General features: G+C 64.2%; 13 protein-coding genes and 2 pseudogenes. 3 read left to right on the plus strand and 12 right to left on the minus strand.

The genetic code is table 11. The features are described from left to right. The 4 genes from glgB to VGH68_RS18590 form a co-directional block, all read right to left on the minus strand. Window positions 1–1,767, minus strand: a 1,767-nt coding sequence (glgB, locus tag VGH68_RS18575; RefSeq protein WP_331605141.1) for a 1,4-alpha-glucan branching protein GlgB, incomplete at its 3' end; no start/stop codon positions are given. Further along, the gene (gene treS / locus VGH68_RS18580; RefSeq protein WP_331605142.1) at window positions 1,760–5,227 is read right to left on the minus strand and encodes a maltose alpha-D-glucosyltransferase; all 3,468 of its coding nucleotides are present in this window, start codon (window positions 5,225–5,227) and stop codon (window positions 1,760–1,762) included. The genes treS and glgB, both read right to left, overlap by 8 nt. Next, window positions 5,217–8,675, minus strand: a complete 3,459-nt coding sequence (locus VGH68_RS18585) for a maltotransferase domain-containing protein (RefSeq protein ID WP_331605143.1) — start codon at window positions 8,673–8,675, stop codon at window positions 5,217–5,219. The genes treS and VGH68_RS18585 overlap by 11 nt, the downstream gene beginning before the upstream one ends. Before the next feature lie 451 nt (window positions 8,676–9,126). After that, window positions 9,127–9,789, minus strand: coding sequence for a DUF1345 domain-containing protein (locus tag VGH68_RS18590; protein WP_331605144.1), 663 nt, complete (start codon window positions 9,787–9,789; stop codon window positions 9,127–9,129). A 483-nt stretch (window positions 9,790–10,272) separates the two neighbouring features. Here VGH68_RS18590 and VGH68_RS18595 point away from each other — a divergent pair, with 483 nt between their 5' ends. Then, window positions 10,273–11,010 (plus strand): metallophosphoesterase, encoded by a 738-nt coding sequence (locus VGH68_RS18595; RefSeq protein WP_331605145.1) that lies wholly within the window; start codon window positions 10,273–10,275, stop codon window positions 11,008–11,010. Between the two features lie 40 nt (window positions 11,011–11,050). On the opposite strand, the gene VGH68_RS18600 is transcribed toward VGH68_RS18595, so the two are convergent. Together VGH68_RS18600 and VGH68_RS18605 are read right to left on the minus strand one after the other, a co-directional pair. Continuing rightward, window positions 11,051–11,752 carry an RES family NAD+ phosphorylase gene (locus VGH68_RS18600; RefSeq protein ID WP_331605146.1) on the minus strand — a complete coding sequence of 234 codons (702 nt, stop codon included), beginning with the start codon at window positions 11,750–11,752 and terminating at the stop codon, window positions 11,051–11,053. Further along, entirely contained in the window at window positions 11,749–12,183 is a 435-nt protein-coding gene (locus VGH68_RS18605) for an MbcA/ParS/Xre antitoxin family protein (RefSeq protein WP_331605147.1), read from the minus strand. Before VGH68_RS18605 ends, VGH68_RS18600 begins: the two co-directional genes overlap by 4 nt. A 136-nt stretch (window positions 12,184–12,319) precedes the next feature. Here VGH68_RS18605 and VGH68_RS18610 point away from each other — a divergent pair, with 136 nt between their 5' ends. Then, window positions 12,320–13,030, plus strand: coding sequence for a hypothetical protein (locus tag VGH68_RS18610; RefSeq protein ID WP_331605148.1), 711 nt, complete (start codon window positions 12,320–12,322; stop codon window positions 13,028–13,030). An 82-nt stretch (window positions 13,031–13,112) separates the two neighbouring features. Here the strand turns inward: VGH68_RS18610 and VGH68_RS18615 are convergent, their stop codons facing one another. After that, window positions 13,113–13,964, minus strand: coding sequence for a LysR family transcriptional regulator (locus VGH68_RS18615; protein WP_331605149.1), 852 nt, complete (start codon window positions 13,962–13,964; stop codon window positions 13,113–13,115). Between the two features lie 96 nt (window positions 13,965–14,060). Between VGH68_RS18615 and VGH68_RS18620 the strand changes: the two genes are divergently transcribed. Next, window positions 14,061–14,456: a tautomerase family protein gene (locus VGH68_RS18620; protein ID WP_331605150.1), complete on the plus strand. Its 396-nt coding sequence runs from the start codon at window positions 14,061–14,063 to the stop codon at window positions 14,454–14,456. A gap of 124 nt (window positions 14,457–14,580) precedes the next feature. On the opposite strand, the gene VGH68_RS18625 is transcribed toward VGH68_RS18620, so the two are convergent. From VGH68_RS18625 to VGH68_RS18640, 5 genes and pseudogenes are all read right to left on the minus strand, one after another. Then, window positions 14,581–15,342: a glycosyltransferase family 2 protein gene (locus VGH68_RS18625; RefSeq protein ID WP_331605151.1), complete on the minus strand. Its 762-nt coding sequence runs from the start codon at window positions 15,340–15,342 to the stop codon at window positions 14,581–14,583. Between the two features lie 152 nt (window positions 15,343–15,494). Then, a complete protein-coding gene (locus VGH68_RS30130) occupies window positions 15,495–16,358 on the minus strand; it encodes an EamA family transporter (RefSeq protein ID WP_414696961.1) in 864 nt (287 codons plus the stop codon). Window positions 16,359–16,514: 156 nt separating this feature from the next. Next, window positions 16,515–17,261, minus strand: coding sequence for an SDR family NAD(P)-dependent oxidoreductase (locus tag VGH68_RS18630; RefSeq protein ID WP_331605152.1), 747 nt, complete (start codon window positions 17,259–17,261; stop codon window positions 16,515–16,517). A gap of 45 nt (window positions 17,262–17,306) precedes the next feature. Next, window positions 17,307–18,169: pseudogene (locus tag VGH68_RS18635) on the minus strand (alpha/beta fold hydrolase). Window positions 18,170–18,336: 167 nt separating this feature from the next. Then, a pseudogene (locus tag VGH68_RS18640) lies at window positions 18,337–18,435 on the minus strand (oxidoreductase); the annotation flags it as partial. Window positions 18,436–18,463 lie beyond the last annotated feature (28 nt).

Raw genomic sequence — 18,463 nt, forward strand, 5'->3', positions numbered from 1 at the left:
CTCGCGCTCCTGAGCGAACTCGCCGCCCATGAACAGCAGCTTCTTGCCCGGATGGGTCCACATGAAACCGAAGTAAGCGCGCAGATTCGCGAAACGCTGCCACGTGTCACCCGGCATCTTGCCGAGCAGCGAGCCCTTGCCGTGTACCACTTCATCGTGCGAGAGCGGCAATACGAAGCGCTCCGAATACGCGTACACCATGCCGAACGTCATGTTGTGGTGGTGGTACTGGCGATACACCGGGTCTTCGTGCATGTAGTGCAGCGTGTCGTGCATCCAGCCCATGTTCCACTTGAAGTCGAAACCGAGCCCGCCGTCCTCGACGCGCGCGGTCACGCCCGGCCATGCGGTCGACTCTTCGGCAATCGTGATCGCGCCGGGCGCGCCCGGCACATAGCGGACTTCGTGATTCAGGCGCTTCAGGAACGCAATCGATTCGAGGTTTTCGCGGCCGCCATAGATGTTCGGCACCCACTCGCCGGCCGCGCGCGAATAATCGCGATACAACATCGATGCGACGGCGTCGACGCGCAGACCGTCGACGTGATAGCGCTTCAACCAGGCGAGCCCCGACGCGACCAGGAACGCGCTGACCTCGTTGCGCCCGAGGTTGTAAATCATCGTGTTCCAGTCCTGGTGATAGCCTTCGCGCGGATCGGCGTGCTCGTAGAGCGGTGTGCCGTCGAAATCGATCAGCCCATGCGCGTCGTTCGGAAAATGCGCGGGCACCCAGTCGAGAATCACGCCGAGCCCTTCTTCGTGCGCGCGGTCGACGAAGCGCGCGAACTGTTCGGGCTTGCCGAAGCGCGCGGACGGCGCGAACTGGCCGAGCGGCTGATAGCCCCACGAGCCGCCGAATGGATGCTCGGCAATCGGCAGAAACTCGACGTGCGTAAAGCCCATGCTCTTCGCGTACGGAATCAACCGCTCGGCGAGCTCTTCCCAGTCGAGTCCGCGATTGCCTTGCTCGGCGATCCGCAGCCACGATTCCGCGTGGACTTCGTAGATCGCAATCGGCGCACGCGCGGTTTGTTTCGCGGCGCGCGACTGGATCCACTCGTGATCGGTCCACGGAAACTGCTCGATCTCGTCGACGTGGGCGACCACCGATGCGGTGCCCGGCGGCTTCTCGGTCTGCATCGCGCACGGATCGGCCTTCAGCGGCAACGGATGTCCGTCGCGCGTGAGCATCTCGTACTTGTAGCGCGTGCCCGCGCCGACGCGCGGCACGAACAGCTCCCATACGCCGGCCTGATGGCGCAGCCGCATCGGATGACGGCGGCCGTCCCACGCATTGAAGTCGCCGACCACCGATACACGCCGCGCATTCGGCGCCCACACCGCGAAGCGCACGCCGGGCACGCCGTCTATTTCGACGGGCCGTGCACCGAGACATTCGAGCACCGCATAGGGGTCGCCGCGCGCAAGACGTTCGAGCGGTTCGTCGCCGAGCACCGGGCCGAACGAATAGGTGTCTTCGATTTCCTGCACGACGCCATGCCAGTCGATCCGCAAACGGTACGGCATCGCGGCCGTGACGCGGCCCGCGAACAGCCCCGGGCGCAACTGTTCGAGTTCGCCGAGCAGCGCGCCGTCGGCGCGCGAAATCACGCTGACGTGCGCGGCATTGGGCAACAGCGCGCGCACGATCGGCCCTGCGTCGGTGTGGTGCAACCCGAGCTGCGAAAACGGATCGGGGTGACGCGCTTCGACGAGCGCGTCGATATCGACGGGTTGAAGGCCTGCGGCCGGATCATGCTCACTCATGGTCGCCCTCGGCCGAATTAGGCGGTGTGTCGGCGCCGGGCGCCTGGGTTGACGGATCGCCGGAAGCCGGCGCGCCGGTATCGCCGAGCAGCCGGCTCGCGAGCGCCGCGAGGCCGCGCACCGGCAGGCTGAGCCACGCCGGCCGGTTGGCCGCTTCGTAGCGGATCTCGTAGGCGGCCTTCTCGATCAGGAACAGATCGAGCAGCGCCTGTTCGGCTTCGGGCGCGACGAGCGGCGTGAGCGCTTGCGCGACGGCTGCGCGGTACTCGTTGAGGAACGCGGTGGTGGCGTGCGCGCGGAACCGCTCGAACAGCGTGCGCTTGCGGTCGGCGGTCTGCTGTGGCGCGCTTTCGGTGGTCGATTGCGCCGCCGCGCTCGCATACGACAGCGAACGTAGCAGGCCGGCGACGTCGCGCAACGGACTCGATTTCTGCCGGCGTTCTTCGAGCGAACGCGCGGGCTCGCCCTCGAAGTCGATCAGATAGGCGTCGCCATGCGCGACCAGCACTTGTCCCAGATGGAAGTCGCCGTGGATGCGGATGCGCAATGCGTCCGCATTCGACGGAACGAGTTTCTCGACCGCCGCGACCAGCGCGTCACGCCGGTCGAGCAGGCTCTGCGCGAGCGCCTGCGTCTCGGCATCGAGCAGCTGGTCGATGCGCGGCTTCAGCAGATCAAGCGCGCTCGCGAGCATCTTCTGCGTGCCGTCGACCCACGCCTTCACCTGCTCCGCGTTGGCCGGCTCCGGCGCGAACGCCGGATCGTCGGTCGGGCTTGCAAGCGCGACGTGCAGTTCGCCGAGCCGTTTGCCGATGATTCCAGTCAGCTCGCCATAGCCGTCCATCAGGATCGTTTCGTTGTTGCGGTCAGGCGTGCTCTGCGCTTCGGTGTCGATTGCAATCGCGAGTTCGTCGACCGAGCGGCGCAGGTAATCGAGCGACCAGTTCCACGCGTCCCCCTGATTGTCGACAAAGCCCTGCAGGATCGCGAGCGTGTGCGGCACGCCTTCGGGGTCGACGCGCACCACTTCGCCATACAGCGGCGCGGTGTTTGCATAGCCAAGCTGCGTCAGATAGCGGCTGATTTCGGCTTCCGGATGAATCCCGCTCACCAGCCTGCGCACGAGCTTGAGCACCGCGGCATCGGCGATGATCAGCGAACTGTTGCTCTGCTCGGCCGCGAGCCAGCGAATTTCCGGCCGGTCGCCGAGATCGTCCAGTTCGCTGAAGCGTTCGGTCGGCACGAACCTGATCTCGCTCTTCTGCACGGTCGGCACGACCGCGCGTTCGCGCAGCTTGCGCAGCACGTTGTGCGCGAAGATCGGCAGCGCAAACGCATCGGTCAGATGACCGACGTTGCGGCCGCGCCGCACGCGCGCCAATGCCAGCTGCATGAACAGCGGCGAGGTGGTTTCGCCGCCCCATGTGAGCGCGATCGGCACCACGTAGCGTTCGGTGTGATCGCCGACGTCGACCTCGATTTCGGTGAACGCGAAGCCGCCGTTCGGAATCGTCGTCAACGCGGCGAGCCGTACCGCATGCATCTTCTGGTCCTTCGATGCGAACCAGCGGCGCCGGCTCAGCCAGGAAGGCAGCACTTCCGATTCGAGCAGCCGCACGTTTTCCGGCGTCGGGCCGGTCTGGCCTTCGCGGATCACGATCGTCACGAACTCGGGCAGCGGCACCGAATGCGCCTGCGCCCAGGTCGGACGCTGACCGCCCTGGCACAACAGGAACCACAGGAAACCGTACGGCGGGAACGTCAGCAGATAAGTCAGCTGGCCGATCGCGGGGAACACCGAATCGGCGGTCATTTCGATCGGCACCGCGCCGTTGAATTCGGACAGATCGAGTTCGACAGCCTGCGGCGCGCGCGACAGATTCGCGACGCAGAGGATCGGCGGCTCGCCCGGCATCTCGCGCAGATACGCAAGGATCTTGCGATTCTCCGGCTTCAGAAAGCGGATCGTGCCGCGTCCGAAGGTCTGCTTCGAGCGTCGCGTCGCGAGCATGCGGCGGGTCCAGTTCAGCAGCGAATGCGGATCGCGGCTTTGTGCTTCGACGTTGACCGCATCGAAGCCATACAGCGAACCCATCACGGGCGGCAGCACCAGTTGCTCCGGGTCGGCGCGCGAGAAACCGCCGTTGCGGTCCGACGACCACTGCATCGGCGTGCGCACGCCATCGCGATCGCCGAGGTGGATGTTGTCGCCCATGCCGAGTTCGTCGCCGTAGTAAATCACCGGCGTGCCGGGCATCGACAGCAGCAGTGAATTGATCAGCTCGATGCGGCGGCGGTCGCGCTCCATCAGCGGCGCGAGGCGGCGGCGAATGCCGAGATTCAGGCGCGCGCGGCGGTCGCTCGCATAGGTGTTCCACAGGTAGTCGCGCTCGGAGTCGGTGACCATTTCGAGCGTCAGTTCGTCGTGATTGCGCAGGAAGATCGCCCACTGGTTCGACTCGGCGAGGTCCGGCGTCTGCTTCATGATGTCGGTGATAGGAAAGCGATCCTCGCTCGCGATCGACATATAGATGCGCGGCATCAGCGGGAAGTGGAACGCCATATGGCATTCGTCCTCGTTGCCGAAGTATTCCTTCACGTCTTCGGGCCACTGGTTCGCCTCGGCGAGCAGCATCCGGTTCGGGTATTCGGCATCGATGGTCGCGCGAATCTTCTTCAGGATCTGGTGCGTTTCCGGCAGGTTCTCGTTGTTGGTCCCTTCACGCTCGACGAGGTACGGCACCGCATCGAGCCGCAGCCCGTCGATGCCCATGTCGAGCCAGAAGCGCATCACCTGCAGCACTTCTTTTATCACCGACGGGTTGTCGAAATTGAGGTCGGGCTGATGCGAATAGAAGCGGTGCCAGTAGTACGCGCCCGCGACCGGATCGTGGGTCCAGTTCGATGGCTCGGTGTCGATAAAGATGATGCGCGTGCCCTGATACTTCTGATCGGTATCCGACCACACGTAGTAGTTGCGATGGTTCGAACCGGGCTTCGCGCGCCGGGCGCGCTGAAACCACGGGTGCTGATCCGACGTGTGGTTGATCACCAGTTCGGTGATTACGCGGATACCGCGCGCGTGCGCCTCCTGGATGAAGCGCTTCACGTCCGAAAGCTGACCGTAGTCGGGATGCACGTTGCGGTAATCGGCGATGTCGTAGCCGTCGTCGCGCCGCGGCGATGGATAGAACGGCAGCAGCCAGATCGCGTTCACGCCGAGTTCGGCGATGTAGTCGAGCTTCGCCATCAGGCCGGGGAAGTCGCCGACACCGTCGTTGTTCCCATCGAAAAACGACTTGATATGCACCTGGTAGATGATCGCGTCCTTGTACCAGAGCGGATCGTCGCTCAGCATCGCGGGCTTGCCGCGCCGGCGCGCACGTGCTTGCGCCGCGCTGCCGGTAGCGGTGGCCGTATGCGTGTGCTGGGCCGCTTGGGCTGGATCGTCACGCTTCATGTCGCACTTCCATAGAGGTTAGGTTGCCAGCGCCTGCGTGATGTGCGCTGTCCTGATCGGGTTCGGTCTGCTCCGGGCGTTCCGCGGGCAGGCCGCCTAGCGGCGCGATGCGCCAGATCGAGAACGGCTGGCCGGACCCGAGCTGGACATGCTGGCGTCGGCCGTGCCATTCGAAGCGCGCGTCGGTCATCAGGTCGATCACTTCGAGCGCGCCATGATCATGCAGATGCCAGTGCGCGAAGGTCTCCCACGACAACTCGATATCCGCGCCTTGTTCGTTGAACGCATCGAGATTGATCGCGACGATGATCACGTTGTCGCGCGCCTCGGTGGCCTTCTCGAACAGCAGGATATGGTCGTTGTGCGCGGTCAGGAAGGTCAGGCCGAGATGCGTTTGCAGCGCCGGATTCGCGCGGCGGATGCGGTTCAACGCGCTGATCTCGCCGACGATATTGCCGGGCCGGTGCCAGTCCCACGCGCGCAGCTGGTACTTTTCCGAATCCAGATACTCTTCGCTGTTCGGCAGCGCGGCGGCCTCGCACAATTCGAAGCCGCTATACACGCCCCACAAGCCGGCCAGCGTCGCCGCAAGCGCCGCGCGAATCAGAAAGCCGGTGCGGCCCTGCGATTGGAGATGCCGCGGGTTGATATCCGGCGTATTGACGAAGAAGTTGGGCCGGTAGAAATCGCGCGCGCCGGTTTGCGTGAGTTCGGTCAGGTATTCGATGAAGTCGCGCTTCGACTCGCGCCACGTGAAGTACGTGTACGACTGCGAAAAGCCGATCTTGCCGAGCCGGTTCATCATGCGCGGACGGGTGAACGCTTCGGCGAGGAACATCACGTCCGGATGACGCGCGCGCACGTCGGCGATCATCCACTCCCAGAACGGCAACGGCTTCGTGTGCGGATTATCGACGCGGAAAATGCGCACGCCCGCGTCGATCCAGAACAGGATCACGTCGCGCAATGCGAGCCACAGGTCGGGCTTTGCATCGTGCGCATAGAAGTCGGGATTGACGATGTCCTGGTACTTCTTCGGCGGATTTTCCGCGTAACGCAGCGTGCCGTCCGGCCGCCACGCGAACCAGGTCGGATGCTCCTTCAGCCACGGATGATCGGGCGAACACTGAATCGCGAAGTCGAGCGCGATTTCGAGGCCGTGCGCATGCGCGGCGGCGAGCATCGCCTTGAAGTCGTCGAGCGTGCCGAGTTGCGGGTGCACCGCGGTGTGGCCACCTTCGGCCGCCCCGATCGCGTACGGGCTGCCCACGTCGCCCGGCTGCGCGTTCAGCGTGTTGTTGCGGCCCTTGCGGTTCGCGCGGCCGATCGGATGGATCGGCGGAAAGTACAGCACGTCGAAACCCATATCGCGGATGCGAGGCAACTTCGTCGTGACGTCGGCGAAGGTGCCATGGCGATTTTCGTCGTCGCTCATCGAGCGCGGGAAGATCTCGTACCAGCTCGCGAAGTGCGCGGCCGTGCGCTCCGCATCGATCTTGTAGATCACCGCGTCGCGGCTCAGGAACGGCCGATGTCGCGCGGCGGTCATCGCTTTCGCGGTGGCCGGCGCGAGGATCAGCGCGAGCTTGCGTTGCGCGTCGGCTTTCGCGAAGTCTCGAACGATCTGGTCCAGCGGTTCTTTCTGCGCGCCTTCCGTCGTTTCGACTTCGGCGAGCACCAGCGCGAACAGATGCGCGGCCTCGTCCAGTTCGATTTCGACGGTCTGGTTCGCCTTCAGCTTCTTCTGGATGTGCTCGACCAGCGACGAGAAATCGTCGCGCCACGCGATCACGGTGAATTCGTAGCGGCCGATCCGTTCGAGCAGAATGCGCGCGCTCCACAAATCGAGCCCCGCGGGCGGCGCGGGCGACATCAATGCTTCGTGCCACGCGGTTTCGTCGGCGGCACGCCACAGCACCGCGGCGGCGATCTTGTCGTGACCTTCCGCGAAGATCGCGGCGCGGATTTCCGCGCGTTCGCCCACGCTACGCTTGGCCGCGAAGCGGCCGTTCTCGACCGATGGCGACACGCTTTCGATCGCGACGCGTGGCGCTTCGATCGCCTGCAGCACGCTCTTGTGGCCGCTGCGCTTGTTGTTCGCCTTGTCGATGGGCGGCGCGAGACGGATCGGCGTGGGTGCCCGCGCGCGCAGCAGCTGCACCGCGCCGGGCGCGAGCGTGAACGGTGCGAGCGCGGCGGGCTCCACGTGGTCGGGCGCATCGAGCGGCGCAAAGCGCGTGAAGCCGCCCGGCACGCCAGTGAGAAAGCGCGCGGGGTCGACGCGCACCGGCGCGCCGAGTTCCGGATTGACGACGATCAGCACCGCTTCGCCGGCGTCGCGCAACTCGGCCTGGTCCGCCCGCAACAGGACCGCTGCGGGTGCGCCGGGCCCGGAGAGCGGGCGCAATGCGCCGTTCGCGTGCAGCGTCGGCGTCTTGCGCGCGAGATCGTTGGCCTGGCGGACGGCTGCCGTCAGATCGAAACGGCGTGCCTGCGCCGCGCGCGCAAATTGCGCGGCATCGCCGCGCGTTTGCGACATCGGTTCGGTGATGCCGTACTCGAAGCCCATCGGCATCATCCAGCCGCTGCCCACCGCGACCGACGTGAACAGTGCGCGCCGATACGCGCGCTCGACGATCGCGGCGTCGTGCACGTCGCTTAGGTCAGCCGCGACGCGCGTGCCGTACGGCGCTTCGGGGAATGCAATCGGTGCGCCGATGCGCGCGAGCGACGCATGTTCGTCGACCATCCAGCTGGAACGGAAATCCCACCAGCGTACCGACGAGAACACGCTGTCGAAGCCGGCCGGTTCCAGCCCTGGCAGGTCGCTGCGCGCGAGGCCCGGTGTCGCGGCCAGGAAGCGCACGTGCGGGCGCTGCGCGCGCACTTCGTCGCCGAGATGCCGCCACACGGCGGCCGGCACGCGATGCGGCGAATCGAAGCGAAATCCGCCGACGCCCGCGTCGACGAGCGCAAGCAACTGCTGCGTCCACCAGCCGGTCAACGCGGCGCTCGAGCCCGGGTCGTCGAAATTCGCGTAGGCGACATTGTCGGCGCGATGCACATGACGCGGATCGAGCCGCGCCATGTCGGATTCGGGCGCGTGGAACCAGTCTCTGTGCTCGGCATACAGGACGCCGTCGGCGGCCATCCGGTCGATCACGAGATCGACCAGCAAGGTCAAGCCGTTGCGACGCGCGGCGTCGGCGAGCGTGCGCAGCGCGTCATGAGCGGGCTGCTTCGCCTCGAAGACCGGATGGAGCCGCGCGTGATTGCCGATCACCTGGCCGTGGCCGGCCTGACCGGGCTCGAACAGGCCCCCGATCAACGCGTGATCGAAGCCGAGCGCGGCTGCGTGAGCGAACTGCGCGGGCCACGCATCGAGCGGCCCGACCAGAAGAGAGTGAAAAAAATAGATCCGCGGCGCGTACCCGTTCGGAGGTTCCATCGGTCGTTTCCAGAATTGTCGTGCTGCGGTGTGGATGCAGTTGGCATGCGATCACAGCGCTCATTGGGCTTCCCGAGCCGGATACCGCGCGATGCGTGAACGACGGCGCGTATTGGTCAGAGTAGCGCATAGATCGTCACGCCGCTGGCCAGTTCGGGGGTGCTTTGACGCCAGATAACGGGCGCACGAGGCTGGCCGGCACTCGTCGCGGGAAGGAGCAAACCTTGTGCCCATCGCGGCCGGCGCGGTGTCGTGGATCGCTGCGGGACGGGCCGGGGCGGCGTGAAATGAATGACCGCGAGCCTACCGTGCGTGGCAAGGCGTCCACGTCATCCCCGCGCTACCCCGGGCGAGCAGGTAAAACGGGTCGGCGCGGTCCCGTTTTACACGGAGGTTCAACGGCGCGACGTTGCGGCGTTCGGGTAGGCGCGGCTTTCCGGTGATCTGAACGTCATGAACCCAGCAGACCCGCCGCGATATTCACGCATAGCCCGAGTACCGCGACGTTGAAGTAGAACGACAGAATCGATTGCGCGAGGGTCGCGCGGCGAATCTCGCGCGAGCGCAGCACGACGTCCGACGTTTGCGACGCAACCGCGATCGTGAACGAGTAGTACAGGAAGTCCCAGTAGTTCGGCTGCAGTTCGTGATCAGGAAATAGCAGCGCGGTTTCCTGCACGCCGGTATCGTAGTAGAGGCGTGCATAGTGCTGCGTGAAAATCGTCGGAATCAAAAACCATGCGCCGATCAGCGTCAGACCGGTCAGCAGATAGTGCCATGCGGTCGACGCGCCCGCCGTGCCTTTCGCCGACGCCAGTTCGAGCACGATCGCGGCGATGCTCGCAATCGTCGCCGCGCAGATCACGAACAGCACGACCCCGGCGTTTTCATCGTCGCGCATCGCGGATTCGCGCACGCGCATTTCGTCGGCGAGGGCCATGTGCACCCAGATCATCAGCAGGTAGCTCCAGATAGCCGCATCCCAGCCGATCAACGCGCGCGCCATCGCACTCGTATGCCACGGCACGAGGGCCGCGACCGCGAGGCCGATGACGAGGCCGATCATTGTGCGCGGCCGATTGCGAAGAACCTGTGGATAGTATTTGATGGACATGGGTCGGAAAGCTCGGCAACAGAGGAGGCAACGCAAGTGACAGCACGAATGAACTGAACGAACGCAACGCGGCGTCGCGGATTCTACTCGCGCCTGCGGGGCCGATAGTCGAATCGTTGGGTCGCAACCTGTAGTGTTCCGCAGCGGCCTTGCACGCCGCTTTCGATTCAACGGCGATTGCCGGAAAACGCACTCGAAATGATTGCCATGATGCTCCGGCGCGACCGACGCCGTCATGCGACTGTCATCGCGATCAGGTATGCAATACGGCGCGTGCGGTGGGTGGTCTCGCGCGCTGCGGGCCACGCCGCGGCGATCCGCCAAGGGTGACCGGCAGAACTTGGGATCGTCGCCAGATGGTGCAATAAATGCGCGGTGCTTGCGCGATGTAGTCGTGGTTTGTGTCAATCTTGCTGACGGGCGCGCGACGAAACGAGAGGCGGCGCGCATACACTGGCACCTTCGCCGGATTATCATCAATGCATGGCTTCCCTACTCGACAACTTCGTTCAGCAGCATGCAGCCAACGAGAGCGGCCGCGACTTCGTGGTCGGCGATCTGCACGGCTGCGTCGATGCGCTGCGCTATCTGCTGTGCCAGATCGCATTCGATCCGGCACGCGACCGGCTGTTTTCGGTCGGCGATCTGGTCGATCGTGGCGAGCAATCCGAGCAGGCGCTGGCGCTGCTGATGAAGCCGTGGTTCTTTCCGGTGCTCGGCAATCACGAAGACATGCTGTGCTCGGTGGCCGAGGGCAGCTTGCGGCGCCAGTGGTGGTATGGCATTGGCGGCGCATGGGCGGCTAGTGTGCCTGACGAGCGGTTACGGGACTATGCGGAGCATCTGCGCACGCTGCCGCTCGTGCGCGTGGTCGGCAGCGGCAAGGAGCGCTTCAACGTGCTTCACGCGGAATTCTTCGGCTCCGACGCCGACCTCGACGCCGGCAATTTTTCGGCGCAAACGCGCCAGCAATTGCTGTGGGGCCGTGACCTCGCGCTCGGCAACGGCGATCCACTGACGCAGCGCGGGCTGTCGCTGACCTACTGCGGCCATACGCCGATGCGCGACATCAAGCAGATCGGCTCCCAGGTGTTTATCGATACCGGCGCGTTCGGACCGGGCGGCACGCTGACGATCGTGCAGCCTCTGGCGCTGCGCCGCTGGTCGATCTCGGTCGAGGAAGCCCGCGCGCAAGGGGCGGGCGCGCTCGCGTTGCCCTGAACGCGTTGCATCTTCGTCTTCCTTCGCGGTCCGATGCGCGTCAGCCGACCTGGTTGAGTTCGAACACGATGTCGACGCTCGATCCGTTCCAGTTGTATTCCAGATAGGCCGCGTGATGGCAATCGCGCAGCAGCGTCGTGCGAAACGCGGCGAGGCATTCGCCGGCGCTGTCGCGCACCGACGGATAGACGATGCCGGGTGCCCCTGCCGCGCGCACCGCGCGCCCTAGTGCCTGTCCGGCCAGATAGTCGTGTGGCGACAGCACGGCGGGATCGAGCGCGGGATCGCCGCGCAGATCGACCACGCGGCCTTGCGCGGCGACCGTGTACAGACGCATCTGCTGACGCAACGGCGGCTCGGCGGTCGCCTCGAGAAACTTGCCGGTGTGATAGCGCGTTTCGGCGATCGCCGTGGCACGCGAGCGTGCACAGTAGAAGACGCCATACGTGCCGTCGGAAAAGCGGCTGCCCAGCGGATTCAGATGAGTGAGCGCGGCCATGATCGGCCCGTAGCCCGGGCCAAAGCGGCGCTCTTCGCGTGGCACCAGGTCGAGTTCGCCGACCTCGGTGCGCAGGCGGTCGTTGGTCATTGCCTCCAGCGCGTACAGCGCGTCGAAATCTTCCGCGGAAGCGACCCGGTCGAACAGATTGACGGCCGGAAAGCGCGTCGGAATCACGCGATACGCGGGCGACCAGTCGAGTGCGGCGCTGCTCCAGCGGTCCTGCCAATGCGGTTGTGTCACGCCCAGCCGCCTCGCATCGCGTCGAGATACTGGCGCACGGCCACGAGGTCGCTGATGTTGCCCGCCAGCATGCGGTCGAGCGCGCGGCGCCCGCCGAACGGCGGCGCGCTGTTGGGGCGTTTGATCCAGCTATCGGCGGCGTTGGGTTGCGGCAGCAGGATTTGCAGCGCCTTGTAGATGCCGAGCAGCAGCGACAGGCGCTCTAGCGTGTCGCGGCCGAGACGAGCCGTTTGCGGCGACGCCTTCCATTTGAAAAAGGTGGAGCGGCCCGGCGAGCCGAGCAGCACGATCTGCTCGTCGGCGCTCAGATTCCAGTCGCGTGCGATGTTGAAGAACGCGCGCAGACCCGCCGCGGATATCTCCGAAACGGTGGGTTCCGGAGCCGGCCTTCGCAACGGTGACTCGGGGATAAGCGGGGCAGCGTGAGCCATGAGCGGATTAGTCCATATATGTACTTGTTATTGATAATAGTCTAAATGAGGATTTTTGCAAGCGAATATAATCCCGGCTCTTTGACAGCTGTTTTCGACAGCTGTGTGGGGTAGCAGTCGATCAGGAGAAGCAGAGATGCGGGTTCGAGCAGTGGCAGTGGCAGCGGCGCTGGCAGTATGGTGTGTGTCGGGAGCGGCTTTGGCGGCGGGTTATGCCGAAGTGTGGAATCCGCCCGAGGCGAGCGGGCATGACGCAAGGGGGCATGGTACGAAGGCGGCGCGGAGCAAGCCGGCTGCGGTGAAGGGTGGGTCGAACGCCCGTACGGGCGGCAAGGCCGGGGCCGGCGCGCATGAGAGGCGGGTGGCGAGCGTGCGGCATCGAGCGTCCCATGTCGCGCCGCGCGTTGCGGGCCACGGCAGCAAGCTGGCCGCCCATGGCGGTGGCGCGAAGGGGGTCGCCGCGAGCGCAGGCATGAAGGGTGGTGCGAACGGCGGCATGCGGATAGCGGCCACGGGCAAGACCCGCACGGATGGCATTGCGAGCGCTCGAGCTGCGAAGTCGCACACGCAAGCGCATGCTCAGCTTGTCCATGCGAAATCCGCTCAAGGCAAGCTGATGCGCGCTGACTTCGCGCCGGGCCGGGGCTCGCGGCCGCATGTGATCAAGGCGGCGGCGAAGCCTGCGGTCTCCGCGCCGGTTATGTCGAGCGGCTCTGTTGGACAGGCTGCGCCGACTTCGCCGGCCCAATCCGCAAACGTTGGCAACATTGTGCCGATGGGTGCTTCCCCCAATCCGGCCAGTCCGGCCACCGCTCGCAGCGGCTCGCTGCCGCCGATTATTCACTGAGTGCCCGCGCGGGGCGCGGCAGCGGAAGTGCCTCGCTGCCGTCCATCCGGCCATCGCTTGCAGTAGCGCACCGCCAGTCGCGTCACGCCGCGGCCAGTCCGTTTGCCAGCAACCGCAACGTTTCATCCGAGCGCCGCTCCCGCACGCGCGAATGCAGCGTCACGCGCGATTCCGGCAGCGCCGGCAAACCTAGCCGCTCGCCGGCGTCGATCAGACCACGCGGCGCGACCCGGCGCGCGAGCGGCGAAACGGCGAGTCCGGCGGCCACCGCGGCGCCAACGGCCGCCACGCCGCCGCCGACGAACACCTCCTGCCACGCGACTCCCGCCGCCGTCAGCGTGCGCAACGCCACGTCTCGCACGTTGCACGGCGGACTCAGCAGCGCGAGTGCCAACGGCTCGCCGACTCGCGGTAGCCACGTCGGTGTCGCCAGCCAGCCGAGCGGTTCGCTGAACAGCACCTGCGCATCGTCGCGCGGCGGCTCGTCGGCGCCATAGCGGACGATTGCCGCATCGAGGCGCCGCTCGTCGAACTGCGCGAGCAGCACCGCCGACGTGCCCATATGCAACTCGATCACCAGAGCTGGATCGTGCGCATTGAGCCGGCCGAGCAACTGCGGCAGATCAGGCCCGGCGACATGCTCGCTCAGCCCGAGCACGAGTCGCCGGCGCTCCACCGACAGCGCGCCGAGCGCGCGCTCGTGCGCGTTCAGCAGCTCGCGGGCCGCACCGAGAAACGCGTTGCCGTCGGCGGACAGACGCACGACGCGCGGCGTGCGCTCGAGCAACTGCTTGCCCAGATGCGCCTCCAGCCGCTTTAGCTTCAAGCTCACGGCCGACTGGGTGGTGTCGAGCGCGTCCGCGGCGCGCGTGAAGCTGCGCAGATCGGCAACGAGCACGAACGCTCGCACCGCGTCGAGATCGAGTACTTTCATTTCGAACTGAAATGGATGAAATAGCCGAAGATATCTGTTTATTATGACCGAGCGTGCCTATGCTGTGTTGGCCCAACACTGCAAAAGGAGCCCGTCATGCCGCTGACCCGAATTTCCCTACGCGCCGGAAAACCCGCCGAATACCGCCAGGCGCTGAGCGCTGGCATCCAGCGCTCGCTCGTGGACACCTTCAACGTGCCGAGGGACGACGTGTTCATGCTGATCACCGAGCACACGTCCGACAACATGATCTACGACCGGCAATACATGAACATCGAGCGCGGCGACGATTTCGTCGCGATCCAGTTGACGGTCAGCAACACGCGCACGGTGGAGCAGAAGAAGGCGCTGTACCGGCGCATCGTCGACGAACTCGGCCAGTCGCCAGGTGTGCGCCCGGAGGATGTATTCATCAACCTGGTGGAGGTCGAGAAGGAGAACTGGTCGTTTGGGAATGGGCTGTGCCAGTACGGGACGCGCTCTGCGGAGTGATAGTGCGTTGGCCGGCCGTGGATGAGCCGGAGAGGACGGCCGGCGTAATACGAAGCAGACGTTCGGGGCCGCACTTTTATGTTTTTCAAAGTCCCATTGCGCACGTCATTCCCATCCGGGGTGGTCAGGAATTGATATGCACAAGCGCTTTACGATATTTACGATGTGTGTATCTGAAAGCGTATAACCCCAACGTTAATCCCACCCGACCATCGCGCCAGTTTCCACGACGGATATACCATTTCAGGAATGCCCCGACCGGACTGATCCACTGCTTGAGCCAAAGTGCGCCAATCCACTTGCCTCTGTTGAGGAGATCGATTGCGGCCAGATCGGTGTATAGATCAAGCTTACGCATCAGCTCGGATTGAGTCTCAAACGTATGGTGGACCAACGGGGATTCGATGCGCCCAACACTTTCATGGCCGATAGGGGTTTCGTGAACGCTGTGATGCGTGAAATCCGTTCTATCCCGGTGATATATACGGATGGGGTAATCAGGGCAACTGGCGGGCATCAGAGCGTGGACGACCCTGCCCCTTACTAGCCAGTCGCGGCGAACAGCATATGCGTCGTGCGAAAAGCCCGATACTTTCAGCGCCATGACTTCATCGATCAGTGCGTCGCTGGGGATCTCATCGCTATCAAAGAACATCACGGCCTGATGTAAACACAGGCTGGTTGCAAAAAGTCGCTGTGCGCGAAAATTGTCGAAGCTGCGGTGCACTAGCCTGGCACCGTGTCGAGCTACGATTGCCAATGTTGCGTCGTTGCTGCCGCTGTCGACAACCAGCAAGTCATCCGCCATGCGCTTCGCGGCCGCCAGGACCTTGTCCAGGTGCCGCTCGCTATTGTGGGTGAGAACGTATATCGAGAGAGGTGTCAATCTGTTACCAACCTAGGGTCATCATCTATAAAACTGCGTGTTCTCGTTGCGCCGCGAGATTGTCAGTCGAGTTAGCATTTTCGACAGATTTCGCAATTCCACTTGCGGCGCTGGCTATCCAATACTATTCCTGTGCGCAAACCATCGTTGGCTCATGAACCTGCAGGCGAGGCAGCGATGATCGCGGCACCAATCGTGGTTGCGAGAACGCCAGTCCACTGACTGCGACTCAGGCGTTCTTTACGAACAACGAGGCCGAGCATTGCTGTCACGCCACCGGATAATGCGCTGAGAACGGTGACTACCGCGCTTGCCCCGGACCTCATCCCAAGAGCCAGAAAGCAGAGTGCGCAGACATTTGCCCCTGCTTGCAGTAAGAAAACAGGAGAGCGAGCCAATCCTCCAGTGTTTGACATTCTACGAATGCACGCAAGAGCCGACGCGCAAAACGCGACGCCGTAGTTGGCTAACAATACGGTCAAGGTTCCGAGCCTGGGGATGGCATAGTGCCCTTGCAACCAGAACGCTACGCCATACAGGCCGGCTGCTGCGCTCGCAAACTTCAACGCGCGCAGGCCTGTGCCCGATGCGGGGCCTCGACACGTGAAGCCGGCTGCCAATGGTATCCCACCAACGCAAATAAGCACGCCAGCCGTTGCTGTCGCGCTGAGCGACTCTCCGGAGCATAGTGAAAGGACCGTAGTGACGGCGGCGTAGCACATCGCAATCGGGGCAACGACTGCACTCTGCCCGATAGCGAGGCCGCTCGTGAGGCAGAACGACGCAGATACCGATGCTGCCGTCGCTAACACGGTAAAGAACAATGCGCTGCTCGCGTCGACGAACGGTCGCATCGCGCCAGGCTGAATGACTAGCCATAGCGAAACGGTAATAAGGCCTATCGCACTTGATAGGAACATTGTGCCAGCCACTCCGCCTTTCTCTGCCATCGATTTCGCGAGAAAGTCAGCGAGCCCCCAACACACCGCGGCGCCAATGCCAAAAAATATGGACATGAGGTACCCCAATAAGCGGTGAAGCTATCACGGTTTTGTCAGTATCAGGTTGCTCAGTAATTGGCCGGCAGAACGCTCCGTCAAAGTGCTTTCGCCGATGAAAGCGGATTTCGCTTCTGTGCGAGGGCCGGTGTCCCGGCAGCCGTCTGTACGCGATCAAAGTTTCGAGCCGCCGTCGACACGCAGCGTGTCGCCGGTCACCCAGCGCGCGTCGTCGGACGCAAGAAACACTGCGGCTCCGGCGATGTCCTCCGGCTGCGCGACGCGTTTCAGCGCCTGAATGCCGAGAGCGAAGTCGCGTCCCGCCTCGGTCTTCGCGAAGTTCGACATATCAGTCTCGACGATGCCCGGCGCAATCGCATTCACACGTATGCCCCGCCCACCGAGCGTTGACGCGAAGTGCCGCACGAGAGTGTCGATGGCGCCCTTCGTCGCGGCATAGGCCGACAGGTTGTTGACCGACGCGTGCGCCGCAAGCGACGAGAGCAGCACCACACTGCTGTTCTCGCCGAGCACGGGGAGCAACTGCTGCACGAGGAAGTACGGCGCACGTACGTTGACGGCGAACAGGTTGTCGAAGTCTTCGACAGTCGTCTCCTCGATGCTGGCCGCCTTCGAGATGCCTGCGTTGGCAACCAGAATGTCCAACCGGTCTCCGGCGAGTTCACGAACCTGTCTTGCGAGTTCGTGCGGACCGTGCGGCGTGCGCAGATCCGCCGCAACCTTGTCGGCGCTCCCGCCAGCGGCGCGGATCGCTTCGACCACTGCGTCCGCAGCAGGCTCGGCACTGCCGTAATGCACCAGCACCCGGGCGCCGGCCTTGGCCAGTGCGACAGCGATGGCACGGCCGATTCCGCGCGAAGCGCCGGTAACCAGCGCGGATCTTCCATTCAAATGAGTCATGATGAAACTCCTGAAACGATGATTGGGTAAGCGCCGCGATCGGATTTAGCCGCGCGCCGCGTTTTCGGAAAGGAACTGCGTCACGTGTGCGACGAAGCGCTCGGGGTACTGATAGAGCGAGCCGTGATTCGCATCGGGGTAAATGACCAGCTGTGCGTTGGGAATGTGCTGCTGCAGAATCCACGAGTTGATCGAGTAGATGATCACGTCGTTGTCACCGTTCACTACGAGCGTCGGCTGGGTAATGGCATCCAGATATGCATATGGGTTGTCGCGCTGCGCGCCCCACTTCGCGAGCGCGGCCAGCTGCGCGGGCGCGACCCGATCGTTGACTTCGGGGTCGCGGTTTTCGTGGCGCACGCGGAACCGGTCAAGGAACGCACGTCCCGCTGCCTGACTTGTCGCGGACGGCGCGAAGTGCACGCGCAGCCAGAGATGGTCTGGCTCGTCGTAGTTTGCGCTGAAGATTTCCTGCGCCTCGGGCGTCAGCGACGCCATGCCTTCGCCGGAACGCGGACCTGTGCCCACGAGAATCAGCCGGCGCACGAGCTGAGGCCGCGAAATAGCAAGTTCTTGCGCGATCAGACCGCCCATCGAGAAGCCGAGCACGTCGACCTGTTTCAATCCCAATGCGTCGATGAATGCGGCCGTGTTAGCCGCCATTTCCTCGATCGATTCGGGAACGGTGCCCGAGCTGCTTGAAATACCGGCGTTGTTGAAGAGGATCACTTCTCGAGTCTGCCCAGTCCGTCGGTGACGGCCGGGTCCAAGTGATCCATCGTGCCGGTAAAATGAATGTTCATCACCAGCGGCACGTGTTGCGGGTTTCCGAAGCGGCGGTACGCAAAGCGGATGCCGTTCGCTTCGACGTAGGACGTGGGCGCGGTTCGGTGCGTGTAGTAGGTCATGGCTGCAATCCTTTCAGTGAAGAAAACGGTAATGAAGGCCGGGCCTGGTCTCTCGACTGCGTCTGGAACATCGCCAACGCCCTGCCTGTGGCTCTCAATGTAGGCGCTGCGAAGCCGCGGATAAAAGACTTTCGAGGCACGGTGGCATGCTTTGCAGGCATGCGTCCGACCTGCGCCCCGGCTTTCGCCAGCGCGAGCGCGGCAGCGCGGCCGTCAACGTGCGAAGCGCCCGTCACGATTGCGGTCTTTCCGGCGAGCGTATTCATCGCTTCTCCTTTCAGCTGGTATCGGGGG

The sequence above is a fragment of the Paraburkholderia sp. genome, from assembly GCF_036488505.1.
Classification (GTDB): domain Bacteria; phylum Pseudomonadota; class Gammaproteobacteria; order Burkholderiales; family Burkholderiaceae; genus Paraburkholderia.